This is a genomic window from Acinetobacter sp. 1207_04, assembly GCF_052850415.1.
The window spans coordinates 174842-193373 of record NZ_VXCQ01000002.1; the positions used below are offsets into that span (position 1 = coordinate 174842).

Sequence of the window (18532 nt, forward strand, 5' to 3'; positions counted from 1 at the left end):
TCTATTTAAGGGGGTTATATGTCCGCATATCCACTTACGCCTATACGTTATCGGGCTTTCGATAAAAATGGACAACCTTTGATTGGTGGTCAAGTTTTTGCGTATGAAGCAGGCGGGACAACGTATGAGAAAGATACATACTCTGACAAGGGGATGCAGAATTTTAATACATGGCCTGTGATTCTTGATGATATGGGGAGTGCTTCGATCTATATCTCAGGTGATTATTTTATTCAGGTTTTTGATGTAGATGGCAACTTGATTGAAGAGGCTGATGGGATTGCTGATGCTGAATCAGTGGCTCAAGCACTACTCGATGGAAGTTCAGGTGGTGCATCTGATCTTGGTCAACGTGTAACGGATTTAGAAGATGCACGAGATGAGCATACTGATCAGATCAATGAACTGAATGACACGGTTTTAGATCTTCAAGAGCAAATCACGAAAGAAGTTAAAACAGATCGTGATGCTGCAATTAAAACGGCAGTAGATACGCTTAAAACAGCATTAACTGAAGAGTTTGAAACTCAATTGGCGGATGTGATTCTTAAATTTAACGAAGCCTTGGAGAATGTCAAAATCAAAGTCGGAGGAGTTTATATCTCGACTGAATCAACGAGTCCCGCAACAACGCTTGGATACGGAACATGGCAATTAACCTCAAAAGGTAAAGCGCTAGTAGGGTACTCAGATGTTGCGAATGATCCGAACTGGACAAAAACCGTGGGAAGTACTTTCGGAGCATATGACCATACTTTAACGGTTGATGAGATTCCTGAACATGATCATAAAGGCGTTGTAAAGGCATCGAATCAAACGTATGCGGGAGGTAATGGCTCTCGGTTTACATCTGATGGCACTACAGATAAAGCAGGCGGAGGGCAGGCACATAACAATGTACAGCCATCCATGGTCTTCGCCATTTGGAAAAGAACAGCATAAGCACCGAAAGGTGCTTTTTTATTGCCATAAATAAGGGGGCGTATGTGAATGAGCCAAGTGCATCACTGTGGAAAAAGTTAAATGAGGTCGCTGATAAACTGCAAAAAGTATCTGAGCAGTTGGTGGAAACAAACGCAATTAATAAAGGGTATCACCAGGCACTTGATCAGCAACGGGTAAAAGTAGAAGCGCTTGAGCAACAGAATCACAAAGCACAAGGTGCAATTGCGATGCTGAAGTGGGGGCTTGGTATCGTGCTTGGGGTGGCTATTTCAGGTGGAACATGGACCATCAATTCAATTAATCAACTTAAACAAGATATGGCAATTATTCAAAGTCATAGAGAGGACAGTAAATGAAATTAATCAATGAAAGTGCATTCAAGCACTTATCCGTAAAGCTCCCAATGTTGGGGGCTTTTTTATTGCTTGTGCTTATTCCAGCATTGCAATGGGCTTTAGATTTTGAATTGGTACCGAAAGCGTATGAGCCAATTATTATTGGTACAGTACTGCCACTTTTAGCCTTTATCGGTCGTAAAATTTACCAGCCACAACTACATCAGATCCAAAGTTTCGCAGCTGTTCCGAATACGGATGATAATTTGGCGAATCTCTTTAGTAATTTTCGGAAATTAGCGGGTGGATCTTTATCGCAAGTGCAAGTTGATCAGATTAATCACTTGGTTGCAGGCTTTCAACAAAAAGCAAAATCAGTCAGTACTTCGGGTATTACTTTAATTTGCAGTTTTGAAGGTTTAAAACTCAAAGCATACGATGATGGTGTTGGTGTATGGACCATAGGATTCGGTACTACAATTTATCCCAATGGCATCAAGGTTAAAAAAGGGGATACTTGCACTGAAGCACAAGCCAAAGCGTATATGGCGCATGATTTAAAGAAATTTGAATCCGCTGTGAATAGTGCTGTAACAGTTTCAATCAATCAGAATCAGTTCGATGCATTAGTTTCATTGGCTTACAACATTGGTACAGGAGCTTTTAAAGAATCCACGTTGCTTCAAAAGTTGAATGAATCAGATTATAAGAGTGCATCTGCTCAATTTGTTGTTTGGAATAAAGGTGGTGGCAAGGTGATGCAGGGGCTTATGAATCGTCGGGCTGTAGAGCGGAAATTGTTTGAGAAAGCCCTCTGAAGAGGGCTTTCCAATTATAAATTTCATTCAGAAGAATCCATAGTTTCATTAAAATGCCCAATAAACTTAGCTTTAATGACTAGTGGTACAGTTTGAAGGTTCTCAACTTTTCCTTTCAATAGATATCCTTCAGGTTCTGGATTGCAAAGTAAATTAAGCCTAAGTTTACCCAAATTACCGAAAAATGAATGTACTTCACTATTGTGTTTGATCAGATCAATAATAACTTGATTATCTTTTATTGACCCTGAATATGAATATATAGTGTCACCACCATTTAAAACACAATGGTTTACAGTCAAAATTCCTGTACCAAAATCAATATTTTTACTTTTGAAAGTAAGTAAATAAATTCCGTTATTCATGAGTATTCTCGATATGAATAATAATTTGATGATAATGGTATGATTTAAATATTTTAAAAATCAATCAATAGGTTTTTGATTAATAATTTATTCAGGTGTTTTTTCCTGTTTATTTAAGTCATTTTCAGAGGGTTGTTGATTTTTTTTCTTGGCTTTAGTTATTTTATATAAACAACCTGCCAAAACACCAGCACCAATTAATTTTAAAATTTTCATTTTTGCACCTCAATGGTATTATGTGGATTTAAATTAATATCATGCAATACATTTAATTGTTGCAATTTTTTGTAATTAATTATTTTAATAAATATTAAATTAGATATATTTTTTTGTAGGTTTATATTTTATATGATATTAAAGTTTACCATTAATTATATAATATTTTTTGATACATATACTTAGTATATATCGATACATAATAGGTTCAAGATATATGTTCCATTAATAATAATGGCAAACAAAGGAAGAAATAGTTATGTCAAATTCAACCAAGCAACCAGATAGCGATCAAGGCAATCAATCCCAACCTCAACCGAAACCGCAACAACCGAAGCCACAACAACCGAAGCAAGATAGTCCTAGTCAGTCTGAAAAAAAGCCAAATCAACACTAGGCTGAAAAATGATTAAACTGCTTTATAGTTTTGAAACCTAGGTTAAAGGGTATTAAAAAAAAGCCCTTTAACTTTGAAATAAATATGTTTTTATCGAATATTAATCGTTATTAATAGGTGATTATTATGTATACTAAGACATTTATTGAAGTAAGTAAATTGAATTTCAAACAAGTGTTGTTGGAGAATGAGCTCAAGCAAAACTACTATGATCTTCAACATCGAAATAAATATGAAAAATATTGTTATCATTTGGTTTTAAGTTCAAGTGGTAGACGAGATTACCTCAAAGGATTTTTATATTTTTATTGATAGGATTAAATAATTTCAAATAGAACTAAAATAATTTAGGTATTATAACTTAATTTACATTTTATCTGGATTGAGCATATCTTATTTTTTCTCAGATATAGTGATTACTAATCGATATATAGTGGTTTTAATTGATTTCAATTGTTATATAATTAGTTTTTTGTGACTAATATCATAATATTTGAAAAATGAAGTGCTAGTTGCTTATATTTTGGGTTTTAGTTTTTTTCAGTGTGTGATTTTAAAATTTAGTATTTAAAATAAACTAATAGATTGAAAAAAAAATCTCCATACTCCTCTTAAGCTGGCATAGTAAGCTCTTAATTCAATTTATCAATCCATGTTTTAAGAAAAATGGATGATAATTTCTATAGTACATTCGAAGTGAAAATAGATCGGGCCTTCCATTTTTGTCACTCTTGGATTGTGTTTGTGTTGAATTGTACAAATATGTGAACATAAAAAATAATTGAAAAATTATTCTAATAAAATGGCGACTTACTCAAAAGCAAGTTGATGCTACAGATCTGCTAATTGTCACTGCTTCAGATACAGTTGCTGATATGTTGGACATTACAGTCGATTCGGTAAAGCAGGTCAGTACTCCAGGTATTGCTTTAATTTGCAGTTTTGAGGCTTAAAACTCAAAGCATATGATAATGGTGTTGGCGTATGGACCATCGGATTTGCTACCATGACTTATCCCAATGGCATTAAGGTTAAAAGGGGATACTTGTACTGAAGTACAAGCTAAAGCGTATTTAGCATATGATTTAAAGAAATTTGAATCTTGGTGATTATAAAGCTGCGGCTGCTTAGTTTGCTGTTTGGAATAAAGGTGGTGGCAAGGTGATGCAGGGGCTTGTAAATAGACGAGTTGATGAACGAAAGTTATTATTTCTTCAAAAAAACCGCTTTTTGGGCGGTTTTTTATTAAATATTTGCTAATTAGTAATATTCAAAACGGTAAAATTTGGCGGTTGATATATGATTTGCGTATGGGAAAAAATCATCATTCCCGAAATTAAAAACATTAATATTGTTATTACAGAATTATATAATCGCATTCATTGCTTATCAGGCTAACTAGATCAGTATGTTAGCGTTATATTATTACATTTACAATAAGAAAATGATTTTATTATATTTTTTTATTGATATCTCTTTTTTATAAGTTTAATAAATATATATATAAGAAAACTTGATTTTTACTATTTTTAGTGTATAGTTACCTTAGCTAGAAAAAAGTCTTGTTCCGGTAAATTTTCTTTAAGTGTCGCAGTTTTAGTTATAATTCTTCGTTTTTTCAGATTTTAAGTCGCTTCTTTATTATTTTCAAAGTTACATCCAGTCAGTAAAATGATTAAAAATTATTAAAAAATTAGTAGGATATATTATGTCAAACTCAAATGTTGTTAAAGGTACTGTAAAGTGGTTCAACGAAACTAAAGGTTTCGGTTTCATTCAACAAGAATCAGGTCCAGACGTTTTTGCTCATTTCAGCGAAATTGCAAGTTCAGGTTTTAAAACCTTACTTGAAGGCCAAATGGTTGAATTTAGTGTAGCTCAAGGTCAAAAAGGACCGAATGCTGTAAATATTGTTGCTATCTAAGCAATAATAGGCAGTAATAAAAAAGCACTGACAAGTGCTTTTTTATACTTTAATTTTTTCAAAATTGAAAAATCTCTAAAATATAGGATATAAGTTGTTAAAAATAAATGATTTAATTGCAAAATCTAAAAATGGTACTGAAATTATTGTTTCGTTAATTCCCCTCAATAAAATGCAAAATACACGTCAAGGTTTTAAACAAATAGAAGTCGGTAAAAGAGTTCTACTGGAATCTGGAATCGAAGTTGATTTAAATTTGGATGGTCGTACATTTTACACTTCTCCAAATCAGTTATTTAAATTAAATTATAAAGTTATTTAATTATAAAATAAAACATATCAATAACTTAGCTTTTTTTATTACATTTTTATTAAAGGTATATATATGCTTAAGCACAGTCTAAGTGTGAAAGATCAGTTTGGGGTTAAACACTCTATTCAAGCAACAGTAGACCATCTGTTTGCTAACACGCAATCTCATTCGAATATAAAACATATCACCGTTGATGGTGAGGATATTCGACCAAGTTTTGAAATGTTTTTTCAAAGTACATTAAGTGGAAAAATATTTAAAATTGTATAAATAGTCATAACTTTTTCGCTATTAGTACCGCTTCTGTTTGTGGTTATAAGGTAAAAATTATTCATGATATTTGTGCAACGCTAGATCTAGAATTTAATGGCATCAAAGTACCTGTTGGCCATGTCCATGCAACTTTAATGACCACTTTTGAATTTGCATATGCTCAAGTTATATTAACTAAAGATTATGTTAGATTAATATTTTATAACATTAACATAACACACCTTATGCGAAATACTTGAACTTTATCTATAAGCATCAATATTTTATATGAAACCATGATAGGGTTCAGCGCACTATCATGGTTTCTTTATGATTTTTCACGTTTAACGACTCTAATTTATAAATTTTTTATATCTATAGGTAAAGGCCCGTAAATAGACGAGCTCTAGAACGTAAGTTATTTGAAAAAGCCCTCAGTTGAGGGCTTTTTGGTTAAAACTAATAAAAAACTTGCGAATCATGTGTATAAAATTGATTTTACAAAAGCAGAGATGATTCATTTTTCTTTCTACTAATCCAATCTATTCGCAATTTCACTTGCAGTCGCATTGTAGTAGATCATTAGACTTCTTAAATCTTTGTGTCCGATCATTCTAGCCAAATCCAACACTTCTAATTTTTGAGCAAGTCTTGTGCAAGCTTCATGTCTTGAATCATGAAAATGTAAATCTTCAATTTCACACTTATCTCTTAATTTTCTCCAAAGAGTATCAAAACTCGAATCCTTAACAGTGAATACTTGATGAGTGCTTAAACCTTTCATCAACTCCAGCAATTCAACTGCACGTTTTGAAAGAGGTACATGTCGTTTGGTACCATTCTTAGTTTCATTTAAAGTGACATATCTATTTTTTATATATACACGATCCCAAGTTAAACCACGAATTTCACCTGCACGCATTGCAGTTTCAATTGCTAATAAAAAAGCAATCATAATTTGCTGAGAGAAAGTTTCAGGTGCTTGGTTATTAAAATCCGTAGCAAGGCACAATCGATTTATTTCATCCTCACTTATACGCCTATCGCGATGTGCTGGCGGTGGTGGCATTTTTAGATCGCTCATAGGTGAGTTATAAACCCACTTCCATTCTGTGCGAGCAACAGTGAATAGGGCGGACAGTATATTTCCTTCACGACGTACCGAGGCAGGCTTTATAGACTTAAGTCTTTTATCGCGCCACACAACGAAATCATCGGTAGTAATTTTAGCAATATGCTTTTTGCATAATTGTGGAAAGTTTTTTTTAAAAGCTTTGAATCTTTTAATTTCAGATTCACATCCTTTGTGCTTAGGGCACACTTCTTCTATATATCTATCAATTGCACAATTTAATGTATAATCAGGAAGCTTTCCGCGTGATAACTCTCTTAATTCAGTTTCACGTTTTGATGCCCATGCGCGAGCCTGAGTCTTAGTATCGAATGTCGCACTTTCCCGAGTACCATTCACACTAATCTCAACTCGCCAAGCATCACCCCTTTGTCGAAAGGTGGCCATAAATTTCTCTCTAAAATGTCGTGGCGTAAATTTGGCGTAATCTATTTAGAGGGAATAATAAGGAATAATGAGGTAATATGTAACTAGCTAAATAATTATTGAATATTAAATAATTAATAATAAAGAAAAAATTAGGTAAAATTAGATAAAGTGAGAAAACACGAAATTAATGAAAGTGCCCGCTGAGCGCACCAAATACTATGTATAAAGTTGTACAAACCTGTTGTATATAATAGACATAACAATAAAAACCCGTATTAAGTTGTATAGAGTAATTTAAAGCTGTAACGCAAAAAATGCCAAAACAAGTAATTTCGCTTAAAGACTCAAAAATAAAAGCATTCTTTTTCAATGCCTTCAAGTTCTGTTATATCTAGCCGTAGTCAATATCCAATGAACGTTAATATTGAATATATTGCTCGAGAGTTTGATGAAGCAACATTATTGAATATTGCAGTGGCATTTGAAAAAGTAAATCCTGCACGTCAAGTCCCGACCCATACACCGGCACTGTAAGATTACTTTGATCTAAAACTGAAAGAATTTAGAGCTAATTTCTGTCTTATAAATAATAAAAGTCCAACACCATGTTGGGCTTTTTGTATTTGTTATTTTAGGTACCACTCCTGTTATTCCTCCTAATGTTTTATAAGTTTTTAAGTGTAATTTGAAGTTTTAATAATTTTAAAGCTAGCTCAAACTCAGTTTCCTCTCCAGCTTGAGCACTTACTAAAGGTCTCATTGTTGATACATGCAGAAATCAAGTGTAAATCCCATGTTTTAAAAGGCTTTCAGGCATATTAAATAATTGATTTTGATGCAAAGTGATGAGATTTGATGTAAAGAGTAAGGGAATTGAATAATGTGAGGTATTTTACTGTTTTTTTATGAGTCCTTAAATAAAAATCAAATTTAGATTGCCAAGTTTTAAATTTAAATTATTAATGTTTAATAAAATAGTTGGTGGTTTTATAAGATTGCTAAGATATTCATAAATTTAATTAGTTATTAAAAAAATCATGATGTTAATGGCTTAATGTTGATAACTCGAAAGTAACTTTTTTATAATCTAAAATATTAGGGTAACAGAAGTAATGTATTTAAAATTTTAATAAATAAGGATTATTTTTATCTGTTCATCAATGTATGAATGAACAGATAGAGTGGGGTCTATCTGAAAAGTCATTCGTATTGTTTGTGCTCTTTAAAAATGGGATTGGAACCTAAAATAATTATAGTTTAGTGGTTTACTTAGATGTATAGGCTGAATTTTTTATATATAAAACAATGACTTAAATTGGTAATCTTTTACGCGCTGAGCGCTATAGATACGTTGTATAAAGCTGTTGCATATAATAAGAAAACTTACTTTTTTTCTTTCCAAAAAAAACCAATGACAATACTCAATATAAATAGAATCCATGCAGAAACAACTAATACAGACTCGTGTGACATGACAAAGGCAGAATTAGCCGATGCTATAACTTGCTCGACATTCTCAGGTTTGATTTCAGACATAATTTGGTATGTTTCACCGATAGAACTCTTAGCAATATCAAACTGTTCTGAGGTTAAATATTGCTTAAAATCTATATTTTTCATATAGAAATATGATGCTAATAGACCAAATATAGTGACGCCTAAACCTGTACCTAGTTCATACGACATCCCTTCAATTGCTCCTGCAGAAGCGGCTTGCTCTATTGGTGCTCCTGATAAAATTGCAGATGTAGCAGCTAAAAAAGCACATAATATACTTAGCCCTAACAATATCATCCAAAATACGACATTTAGATATGTTGAATTCAGACTAATATTTGATAGGAAGTACATTGATATCGCGCTTAGTAATAAACTTACAACGGCAACTTTTTTCGGCCCAAATTTGTTTAATAATGGTGAGCTAACCAATGCTCCAACGCTGACAGAAATCATAAAGGGAAAAATATACAGCCCTGCCTGAAGAGGACTATATTGATAAACATATTGAAGTTTTTGAGAAATTAATAATTCAAATCCTACTAATGCGATCATTGCAACAACAGAGATCATGAAGCCAAATTTCACCGAATCTGAAGCAAATAACTTAATATCAAATAAAGGATAAGAACTATTTATTTGTTTTCTAGTAAATACTATTCCAAGAACAACCCCTATAAATCCTAACAATAGATGGTATATTTCAAAATCTCTTAACCCAGATTTTAAGCTATAAATCACAAACAGAATTGACGATATTAATATTGCTGCATCCATTAAATTCAATGGATTCTTAGCTATTGGTTGTTGTTTAGGTATTAGATATAAGATACTGACTATAACAACTAAAATAATGGGTAAGTTAATTAGAAAAACTGAACCCCAGAAGAAATATTCTAATAATAATCCTCCAACTAAAGGACCAAATGCAGCACCAGCGCTGCCTGCCATTACCCACATACCTAGTGCAAAATTACGTTCTTTTTCATCAACAAAGGTATAGCGTAAACAAGCTAAAGTACCTGGTAAAATCATCGATGCACCCAGGGCTAATAAGGCTCTAGCAAGAATAAGAATTTCAGCATTTGGAGCGAATGCAGCAAATGCCGACGCTATACCAAAAATAATGCTTCCTATTAGCATTAACTTACGATAGCCAATTCTATCTCCTAGTGCACCCATTACTAAAATTAAACCCGCCATAAGCAATGGATATATATCGATAATCCATAATAATTCCGACATATTGGCTTGCAGCTCATTACTCAAGGTCGGTACAGCAATATGTAAAACTGTTGCATCAATAGCGATAGGTAAATACAACCCTACCACTACAGCCAATATTAGCCACTTAGGATGAAAAGTCATAATAAAAGTAAAAATACAATAAAATTGAACGGATGTTCAATTCTATTGTATTTTTACTTTTATTGGCAACTCCTATATTCTTTGTCGTGTTGTAAAAGGGTATATTTAGTAAATGAGTTATTTAAGTAAGTCTGAGAGAAGAAATCTGATTTTACAGGTTGCCAAGTCAATAGCTCTTGAAGAGGGACTAAGTACACTGACTGTTCGTAATATTGCAAAAAAAGCTTGTTTATCAGTAGGTTTAATTCATCATCACTATGCATCAATTCAAGAGTTAAAGTCAGAAGTATTTATTCAGCTTGCTTACGAAAATTTAGATACTAGTACGCTTTCAGAAGATATATGTTGGGAAAGTAGATTGCTAGATATTTTGGGATTTTCAGAAAGCAATAATGAACTTGCTTATATACGTCTTTGGAACGAGGCAGAGCAAATTAGTTGCTCAAACCCTGAATTTTCCAAAGTTTATTGGACGGCAATCGAAGCTTGGAAAAACAAAATTATAGAAGTATTAAAGCTAAAAAAATTCATAAATCCTAATGAAAATATGGAAGATTTAGCATGGCAATTCATAGGAATAACTTTAGGTTTTGAACGATTAATTCAATTTAAAGGTGAGAAGCTTTCTTTGAAATATCTGAATTTTTTAGTTCTACAACTTATTGAATGTAAGATATCTCACGACAAATAGTTGTTATTTAAATGACAGCCTATTATGTTAATTTTAGGTCGTCTTAACTTTAATGAGGAATCATCGAAAATTTATGCAAAATAATAGCGATATTAATTTACCCATTCTTATTATTGGCGCAGGGATAGCAGGAATAGGATGTGCTAAAAAACTACAAGAAAAGGGTGAAAAAGTTATCGTATTAGAAGCTAAACCTCGTATTGGCGGACGTATAAATTCTAAAAAGATTGATTCGGATATCTTTGATTTGGGTGCATCATGGATTCATGGAATTGATGATAATCCTATATGGGCTATTACCCAAGAAAGTGATATAGAAACTACGATATTCAATTATGATAACTCACAATATTTCCATGAAAATGGACAATTATTTTCAGAAAAAGAAGTTGAAGAATTTGAGTTTTATATAGATAAAATAGAAAAATTACTTGATCAGACACAAAAAGTATCTGCTCTTGATGCGATTAAAGAAATAATATTTTCTTTACCTTATTTAGGTAATACATTTTCAGAAAATTATCTTAAAAAATTATTATTGAGCTTTTTTGAACGAATAGCCAATGATCCATTTGCTACAAGTCTAGATCAACTTTGTTCAAATTATCGAAATTATGAGGGATACTTTCAAGGGAATGAAGTTGTATTTCCACAAGGGTACTATCAGGTTGTTGAAAGTATTTCCAAAAATATAGAAATTAAATTAAATATAGATATTAAAAAAATTACTTATCAGAATGATTGTGTTCAACTTATCGATTCCAATGATAATGTTTACATAGGTTCTCGCGTAGTGGTTACCGTACCACTTGGTATTCTAAAAAAAAATCACATTGAGTTTCACCCGCCATTATCTAGTGATTATATTCATTCTATTCAAGCGCTCGGATTTGGATCTTTCAATAAAGTATTTTTTGAATTAAAACAACCACTTCTTTTTCGCTTGAAAAGTTCAGGAGAGAAAATTAGTGATTTTTATTGGAACGATACCGATTGTTTTAACATTTTAGATTTATCTCAAATCTATCAAAAACCAACTTATTTAATGCTCTTTGGAGGAGATAAATCAAATTTTATAGACAATTCAACGGATAGAGAAGTATCAGATTTTATCTTTAGTAGCTTACAAAAACAATTTGCTGGAATTCCCGATAAACCAGAAAAAATAATAGTTACACGTTGGGGAGCAGACCCTTATAGTTACGGTTCTTTTAGTTTTCCGTCACTAAATCACACTGATGATCTTGTTAAGGTATTACACAAGCCAATCAGCCAACTTATTTTCTTCGCGGGTGAACATTGTAGCTTGAAATATGCTGGTACTGTTCATGGCGCATATTTAAGTGGCTGTGAAATAGCTGAAAAAATCTTAAAGAAAATACCCATGATTTAATATAATGAATATTTATTATACGAAATTTAATTGTGATCCCAATTTCAAGTATCTAAATTTTCACCAATAAAAATGTCTAGTTTATGATGATTTTCAGCATCATGGGCTAGATATATAGTGAGCCAATAAAATAGATCGATTTAAGATACTTTAGATAGAGTATTTAAATTTATGTAGCTTATATTTTACATCTAGCTATACCGCTAAAAATAAGAACAAAGTAAAGCATCATTGTGAACAAATATAAATTGAATAGGCTAGATTTAGTTAAAACAACAATTTTATCGTTCTGAAATGCTGTTAAGGTTGTATGAAAGTTGTTTTCTTTGTATTCACCTAAGACTAAAGTCGTATAAATTTTTCAAATTTTAATAAAAATCAATAAAAACAGTTTTTTATGAATTAGAAATTAATTGAAAGTTTTAAAATAGGTGATTGATTAGACAAAATAGTGGATTTTATTGGTCATACCAATTTTAAATTTAAAATCACTTATTGATCTTTAATTCAGCAGAAATTATTATTATTGGGAAATATACGTATTTTTTTTATTTTAAATTAATATTGGTCATACCAATTACACGTAAATGCAATGTTCTGTTTATCCATTAAGCTAGCATTTCAAGGAGATGACAATGCTACAACATTGGCAACAAATTTATGATCCGATGGGAAATATTTGGATATCAAGTGCGATCGCTCTTATTCCAATCATATTTTTCTTTTTAGCATTAGCTGTATTCCGCATGAAGGGAAGTGTTGCGGGTACGATCACAGTGGTATTGGCATTACTTGTTTCATTATTTGCCTATCAAATGCCTGCGACAATGGCATTTGCATCGATGATTTATGGTTTTTTGTATGGCTTATGGCCGATTGCATGGATCATTATCGGGGCAGTGTTCCTGTATAAAATTTCTGTGAAAACAGGGCAGTTCGATATTATTCGTTCTTCAATTTTATCCATTACTGAAGATCAGCGTTTACAAATGCTTTTCGTTGGTTTTGCCTTTGGTACCTTCCTTGAGGGTGCTGCAGGTTTTGGTGCCCCCGTTGCAATTACAGCTGCATTACTTGTAGGTCTTGGCTTTAAGCCACTTTATGCTGCAGGTCTGTGTTTGATTGTAAATACTGCACCTGTTGCTTTTGGTGCGATGGGTATTCCAATCATTGTGGCGGGTCAGGTTTCGGGTGTAGAAACCATGGAAATCAGTCAGATGGTGGGTCGTCAGTTACCATTTATGGTGATCATCGTGCTGTTCTGGATCATGGCGATTATGGACGGTTGGCGTGGTGTGAAAGAAACATGGCCTGCGGTCATTGTTGGTGGTGGTTCTTTTGCGATTGCACAATATTTGACATCGAATTTCGTCGGTCCTGAATTACCTGATATTACAGCGGCGATTGCAGCGTTAGTGTCACTTACAATTTTATTGAAATACTGGCAGCCAAAACATATTTTCCGCTTTGAAAATGAAGAAGGCGTTCAAAATATTGATTTAGCAGCAGAGCGTAAGAAGAAATACACGATTGCCCAAATTGCTAAAGCATGGTCACCATTTGCAATTTTAACGGCAATGGTCACCATTTGGAGTGTCAAACCTTTCAAGGATTTATTTACGAAAGATGGCGCACTGCATGACATGGTTTTTTCAATCAAAGTACCTTATTTGCATCAAATGATTCAAAAAATGCCACCTGTCGTTCCTGAAATTAAGGACTATGATGCCATTTATAAGTTTGATTGGTTCTCTGCAACGGGTACTGCAATTATGTTCGCTGCGATCATTACCATCATTTACTTAAAAATGAAGCCGAAAGATGCAATTGTGACTTTTGCTGAAACGGTGAATGAATTGAAAATTCCAATTTATTCAATTGGTATGGTGTTGGCTTTCGCATTTATTGCGAACTATTCAGGAATGTCAGCAACTTTAGCATTGGCACTTGCGCATACAGGTCAAGCCTTCACATTCTTCTCACCATTCTTGGGTTGGTTAGGGGTATTCCTCACAGGTTCAGATACTTCTGCAAATGCCTTGTTTGCAGCACTTCAAGCGACTACTGCACAGCAAATTGGTGTGCCTGAAGTATTATTGGTTGCTGCGAATACGAGTGGTGGCGTAACAGGAAAAATGATTTCTCCGCAATCGATTGCGATTGCTTGTGCTGCGGTAGGTTTAGTGGGTAAAGAGTCTGATTTATTCCGTTTTACGGTGAAACACAGTATCTCATTTACTGTGATGATTGGTATTATCATTACACTACAAGCCTATGTGTTCCCTTGGATGATTCCATGATTATAACGATCACATATCATTTTAGGGATACTCAACCGATGCACGTCTAAGGAAAGCAGATGAAAGTCTCCGACAAAGTGGTACAAAACCTACGCATGTTAATTGAACAAAATAATATGCAAGTCGGAGCTCGTCTGCCTGCTGAACGTAAGTTGTGTGAACAACTCGGTGTATCTCGCTCCACTTTGAGAGAGGCCATTTCGCAACTGAGCAGTATGGGCATGCTGGTCAGCAAAGTTGGAGCGGGGACTTTTTTGCAACAGTTACCAGTCAATTGGTCGCACAATCAGATTGTTGAACCTTTAAGTAATTTAATCGATGAAGATCCTGCCTATCGTTTTGATGTGCAGGAAGCTCGAATGGTACTTGAGGGAGGAACAGCATGGTATGCAGCCAAGCGGGCAACTGAGCAAGATCTTGAGAAAATTCGTTATTGTTATGATCAAATCACCCATTTTCAAGAGTTGGGAGATGATCATCTTGCTGCCAGAGCAGATTCTGAATTTCACTTGGCGATTGCAGAGGCATCGCACAATTTGGTGTTGATTCAGATGATGCGTGGTTTAGTAGATTTGTTGCAATACAACGTGGTTTTGGGTAGGCGTAAAGTGTATACCGAAGCCCATCGTTATGATCAATTGCGTGATCAACACTTTCAGGTGATGGATGCAATTGAACGTCGTGATCCAGAGGCTGCCCGAGAGGCAGTCTGTGGACATATCGAATTTGTGGTACAGCAAGTACGTATGATTGATGAGGAAGAAGCCCGTCGTCAGCGTTCAAGCCGATTAAATAGGACATAAAATATGATTATTTCTTCTGCAAATGACTATCGTGAAGCCGCGCGTCGTCGTTTACCGCCATTTTTGTTTCACTACATTGATGGTGGGGCAAATGCGGAATATACCTTAAAACGTAATGTGGAAGATTTATCAAAGATTGCGTTAAGACAGCGTGTGTTAAATGACATGTCGCAACTTAGCCTTGAAACAAAACTGTTTAATGAAACCTTGTCGATGCCAGTTGCATTATCACCTGTGGGTTTAACAGGTATGTATGCACGTCGTGGTGAAGTTCAAGCGGCTGTTGCTGCCGATAAAAAGGGTATTCCTTTTACTTTATCTACCGTGTCAGTGTGTCCGATTGAAGAAGTTGTACCTGCTATTAACCGTCCAATGTGGTTTCAGTTATATGTACTTCGTGACCGTGGGTTTATGAAAGATGCTTTGGAACGTGCCAAAGCTGCAGGCTGTTCAACCTTAGTATTTACAGTAGACATGCCTGTTCCAGGTGCACGTTACCGTGATGCCCATTCAGGTATGAGCGGGCCAAATGCAGCAATGCGTCGTTATATGCAATCATGTTTCCATCCGCATTGGGCATGGAATGTCGGCATGATGGGTCGCCCGCATGATTTGGGTAACATCTCAAAATATTTAGGTAAACCGACAGGTCTAGAAGATTATATTGGTTGGTTAGGCAATAACTTCGATCCATCTATTTCTTGGAAAGACCTTGAGTGGATTCGTGAATTTTGGGATGGTCCAATGGTCATCAAAGGTATTCTCGATCCTGAAGATGCTAAAGATGCAGTACGTTTCGGTGCAGATGGTATCGTGGTATCAAATCATGGTGGTCGTCAGTTGGATGGCGTATTGTCTTCTGCTCGTGCTTTACCACCAATTGCAGATGCTGTGAAAGGTGATATTAAAATCCTAGCCGATTCGGGTATTCGTAATGGTTTAGATGTCGTGCGTATGCTTGCGCTTGGTGCAGATACTTGTATGCTAGGACGTGCTTTTATCTATGCATTGGGTGCGGCAGGTGGAGCAGGTGTTTCTAATCTTCTTGATTTGATTGATAAAGAAATGCGTGTGGCGATGACATTGACGGGTGCAAACACGATTGCTGATATTACTTCAGATTGTTTGGTGAGATTAGAAAAAGAGCTGGCAGGGTGATTTAATTATCACTCATTATGATTATTCAAATCGTATAAATCTCCCTTAACCCCTCTTTGAAAAAGAGGGGAGTTTTTCTCAAACTCAATCAAATTTAGTGGACAGAAGGCCCCTCCTTTGGAAAAGGAGTGGTGGGGGAAGATTTAAAGAATCCTTAACTGACTGGTCTTAGGGATTTAGAGGGGATTCTTATAATTGGAAATAACAAATATGCAAACTCAATCATTACAAACCATCCAAGACCTCATTCATATCGTTGGTAAACAACACGTATTAACCGATGCCAATGACACACGCCTTTATCGTCAAGGTCGTCGTTATGGTGCAGGTCAAGTCTTGGCGGTTGTTGTGCCAGGAACTTTACTTGAACAATGGCAAGTATTAAAAGTGGCTGTGAACGCCAATTGCATTGTGATTATGCAAGCTGCCAACACAGGTTTGACAGGTGGTTCAACGCCATTTGGTGATGATTATGATCGTCCTGTAATTTTAATGAATACGCGTCGTTTAGCAGGTATTCAAGTAATTAATGATGGTCAGCAAGTCATTTGTTTGCCAGGTGCAACGCTTGATCGTTTAGAAAAAGATTTAGCGCCATTTAATCGTGAACCACATTCAGTGATTGGTTCTTCATGTATTGGTGCATCAGTTTTAGGTGGTGTGTGCAATAACTCAGGTGGTGCATTAGTTCGTCGTGGGCCTGCCTATACAGAGTTAGCACTTTATGCACGAGTCAATGAGTCTGGTGAATTAGAACTGGTCAATCATTTGGGTGTGAATTTAGGGCGAACACCTGAAGAAATCCTCACGAAACTTGAAAATAAAAACTATCAAATTGATGACATCATTAACAATTCAAGTTGCTGTGCTTCTGATCAACATTATTCACATGATGTAAAACAGGTCGATGAAAATACGCCTGCACGTTTTAATGCCGATCCAAGTCGTTTATTTGAAGCTTCAGGTTCAGCAGGTAAAGTTTGTGTTTTTGCAGTACGTTTAGATACCTTTGAAAAAATTCCAAGTCAGGTGTTTTATGTAGGTACAAATTCACATGATGATTTGACTGAAATTCGCCGTTTCTTGTTGAAAGATTTGCCACGTTTGCCAATTGCAGGTGAATACATTCACCGTATTGCCTATGATATTGGTGCGGAATACGGCAAAGACAGTTTCATGTTTATTGAAAAATTTGGTACAGCAAAAGTGCCTGCTGCATTTGCAATGAAAGATAAAGTGGATGGTTATTTAGAAAAAGTTGGCTTGCGTGGTTTGTCGGATAAAGTTCTGCAACTCGTGACCAAACTCATGCCAAACCATTTACCTAAACGAATGAATGAATTTCGTGATTTATATGAACATCACTTAATGATTCGTATTGAAAATCAGGATGTTGCTCAGGTTCATGACTTTTTAAAAGATTACTTTAGTCATCAAACATCAGGTAATTATTTTAAATGTACCGATGAAGAAGGGCGTAAAGCATTTTTACATCGTTTTGCTGTGGCAGGTGCTGCGATTCGTTACCGTGATACGCATCGTTCAGAAGTGGAAGATATTGTGGCACTGGATATTGCGCTGCGTCGTAATGACCGTGAATGGGTAGAAACTTTACCACAAGAAATGGATGAAAAAATCATTCATAAATTGTATTACGGACATTTCCTTTGCCATGTTTTTCATCAAGATTATATTGTTAAAAAAGGCGTAGATCCTTTGGCAATGGAACATGAAATGTGGCATTTACTTGATGATCGTGGGGCAGAATATCCTGCTGAACATAATGTGGGGCATTTATATGTGGCAAAGCCTGCTTTGAAAAACCATTATCAAAAGCTTGATCCAAGTAATAGCTTTAACGTCGGTATTGGGCAAACAAGTAAATTAAAATATTGGAAATAAATATTTTAAAATATTTATGAATAAATCAGTCATTCTTAAGAGTGGCTGATTTTTTTGGTCTTTTCAGTGTAAGTGTAAAAGGAGAAGTCTGTTCCGAAAATTGTTGAAATAATATCGCTTATAAATATGAGTTTATGTGCAAGTTAAATCAAAATTATCAATCTATCTTGCTTGTTAAATATTCTCCTAGTTAAACAAAAGATTTCAAAATAAAGGAAACGTATTTTCAAAAATAAAATTTTGTGCCTAATTTAAATCTTATACTTATTGTAAGGGTATTATTGGGCATATGATCATAAACATAGTTACCCAAACATATATGTATACTTATTTTTATTAAACTTTTTGGTTTAT

General features: G+C 34.5%; 18 protein-coding genes and 1 pseudogene. 15 read left to right on the forward strand and 4 right to left on the reverse strand.

What is annotated here, in order from left to right:
- Positions 1–18: 18 nt before the first annotated feature.
- The 3 genes from FW754_RS02820 to FW754_RS02830 all read left to right on the forward strand — a co-directional run bounded on the left by FW754_RS02820 (position 19) and on the right by FW754_RS02830 (position 2098).
- Positions 19–942 carry a phage baseplate protein gene (locus tag FW754_RS02820; RefSeq protein WP_446323802.1) on the forward strand — a complete coding sequence of 308 codons (924 nt, stop codon included), beginning with the start codon at positions 19–21 and terminating at the stop codon, positions 940–942.
- A gap of 44 nt (positions 943–986) precedes the next feature.
- Positions 987–1301 (forward strand): hypothetical protein, encoded by a 315-nt coding sequence (locus FW754_RS02825; RefSeq protein WP_409512515.1) that lies wholly within the window; start codon positions 987–989, stop codon positions 1299–1301.
- A 245-nt stretch (positions 1302–1546) separates the two neighbouring features.
- Positions 1547–2098 carry a lysozyme gene (locus FW754_RS02830; protein ID WP_446323881.1) on the forward strand — a complete coding sequence of 184 codons (552 nt, stop codon included), beginning with the start codon at positions 1547–1549 and terminating at the stop codon, positions 2096–2098.
- A 23-nt stretch (positions 2099–2121) separates the two neighbouring features.
- Here the strand turns inward: FW754_RS02830 and FW754_RS02835 are convergent, their stop codons facing one another.
- Complete coding sequence (locus FW754_RS02835; protein WP_446323803.1) at positions 2122–2463, reverse strand: GrlR family regulatory protein; 342 nt, start codon at positions 2461–2463, stop codon at positions 2122–2124.
- An 87-nt stretch (positions 2464–2550) separates the two neighbouring features.
- Positions 2551–2679, reverse strand: coding sequence for a hypothetical protein (locus FW754_RS02840; protein WP_446323804.1), 129 nt, complete (start codon positions 2677–2679; stop codon positions 2551–2553).
- Positions 2680–2938: 259 nt separating this feature from the next.
- On the opposite strand from FW754_RS02840, the gene FW754_RS02845 reads away from it, so the two are divergent.
- The 5 genes and pseudogenes from FW754_RS02845 to FW754_RS02865 all read left to right on the forward strand — a co-directional run bounded on the left by FW754_RS02845 (position 2939) and on the right by FW754_RS02865 (position 5583).
- Entirely contained in the window at positions 2939–3076 is a 138-nt protein-coding gene (locus FW754_RS02845) for a hypothetical protein (RefSeq protein ID WP_446323805.1), read from the forward strand.
- Between the two features lie 788 nt (positions 3077–3864).
- Positions 3865–4336 (forward strand): annotated as a pseudogene (locus tag FW754_RS02850) (lysozyme).
- 448 nt (positions 4337–4784) lie between these two features.
- A complete protein-coding gene (locus FW754_RS02855; protein ID WP_004649268.1) occupies positions 4785–5000 on the forward strand; it encodes a cold-shock protein in 216 nt (71 codons plus the stop codon).
- 94 nt (positions 5001–5094) lie between these two features.
- Entirely contained in the window at positions 5095–5322 is a 228-nt protein-coding gene (locus FW754_RS02860; RefSeq protein WP_446323806.1) for a hypothetical protein, read from the forward strand.
- A 63-nt stretch (positions 5323–5385) separates the two neighbouring features.
- Complete coding sequence (locus FW754_RS02865; RefSeq protein WP_446323807.1) at positions 5386–5583, forward strand: hypothetical protein; 198 nt, start codon at positions 5386–5388, stop codon at positions 5581–5583.
- 514 nt (positions 5584–6097) lie between these two features.
- Here the strand turns inward: FW754_RS02865 and FW754_RS02870 are convergent.
- Complete coding sequence (locus FW754_RS02870; protein WP_446323808.1) at positions 6098–7084, reverse strand: site-specific integrase; 987 nt, start codon at positions 7082–7084, stop codon at positions 6098–6100.
- A gap of 351 nt (positions 7085–7435) precedes the next feature.
- Here FW754_RS02870 and FW754_RS02875 point away from each other — a divergent pair, with 351 nt between their 5' ends.
- A complete protein-coding gene (locus tag FW754_RS02875; protein WP_446323809.1) occupies positions 7436–7600 on the forward strand; it encodes a hypothetical protein in 165 nt (54 codons plus the stop codon).
- 849 nt (positions 7601–8449) lie between these two features.
- Here FW754_RS02875 and FW754_RS02880 read toward each other — a convergent pair.
- Positions 8450–9931 (reverse strand): MFS transporter, encoded by a 1482-nt coding sequence (locus tag FW754_RS02880; protein ID WP_446323810.1) that lies wholly within the window; start codon positions 9929–9931, stop codon positions 8450–8452.
- A 112-nt stretch (positions 9932–10043) separates the two neighbouring features.
- Here FW754_RS02880 and FW754_RS02885 point away from each other — a divergent pair, with 112 nt between their 5' ends.
- The 6 genes from FW754_RS02885 to dld all read left to right on the forward strand — a co-directional run bounded on the left by FW754_RS02885 (position 10044) and on the right by dld (position 18178).
- Complete coding sequence (locus FW754_RS02885; protein WP_446323811.1) at positions 10044–10622, forward strand: TetR family transcriptional regulator; 579 nt, start codon at positions 10044–10046, stop codon at positions 10620–10622.
- 73 nt (positions 10623–10695) lie between these two features.
- On the forward strand, positions 10696–12015 hold the full coding sequence (locus FW754_RS02890; RefSeq protein ID WP_446323812.1) for an NAD(P)/FAD-dependent oxidoreductase: 1320 nt from the start codon (positions 10696–10698) through the stop codon (positions 12013–12015).
- Between the two features lie 629 nt (positions 12016–12644).
- Complete coding sequence (gene lldP, locus FW754_RS02895) at positions 12645–14315, forward strand: L-lactate permease (protein WP_409511687.1); 1671 nt, start codon at positions 12645–12647, stop codon at positions 14313–14315.
- 59 nt (positions 14316–14374) lie between these two features.
- Positions 14375–15118 carry a transcriptional regulator LldR gene (gene lldR, locus FW754_RS02900; RefSeq protein ID WP_409511688.1) on the forward strand — a complete coding sequence of 248 codons (744 nt, stop codon included), beginning with the start codon at positions 14375–14377 and terminating at the stop codon, positions 15116–15118.
- 3 nt (positions 15119–15121) lie between these two features.
- Complete coding sequence (gene lldD, locus FW754_RS02905) at positions 15122–16276, forward strand: FMN-dependent L-lactate dehydrogenase LldD (RefSeq protein ID WP_409511689.1); 1155 nt, start codon at positions 15122–15124, stop codon at positions 16274–16276.
- Positions 16277–16486: 210 nt separating this feature from the next.
- Positions 16487–18178 (forward strand): D-lactate dehydrogenase, encoded by a 1692-nt coding sequence (gene dld, locus FW754_RS02910; protein WP_446323813.1) that lies wholly within the window; start codon positions 16487–16489, stop codon positions 18176–18178.
- Positions 18179–18532: the final 354 nt, after the last annotated feature.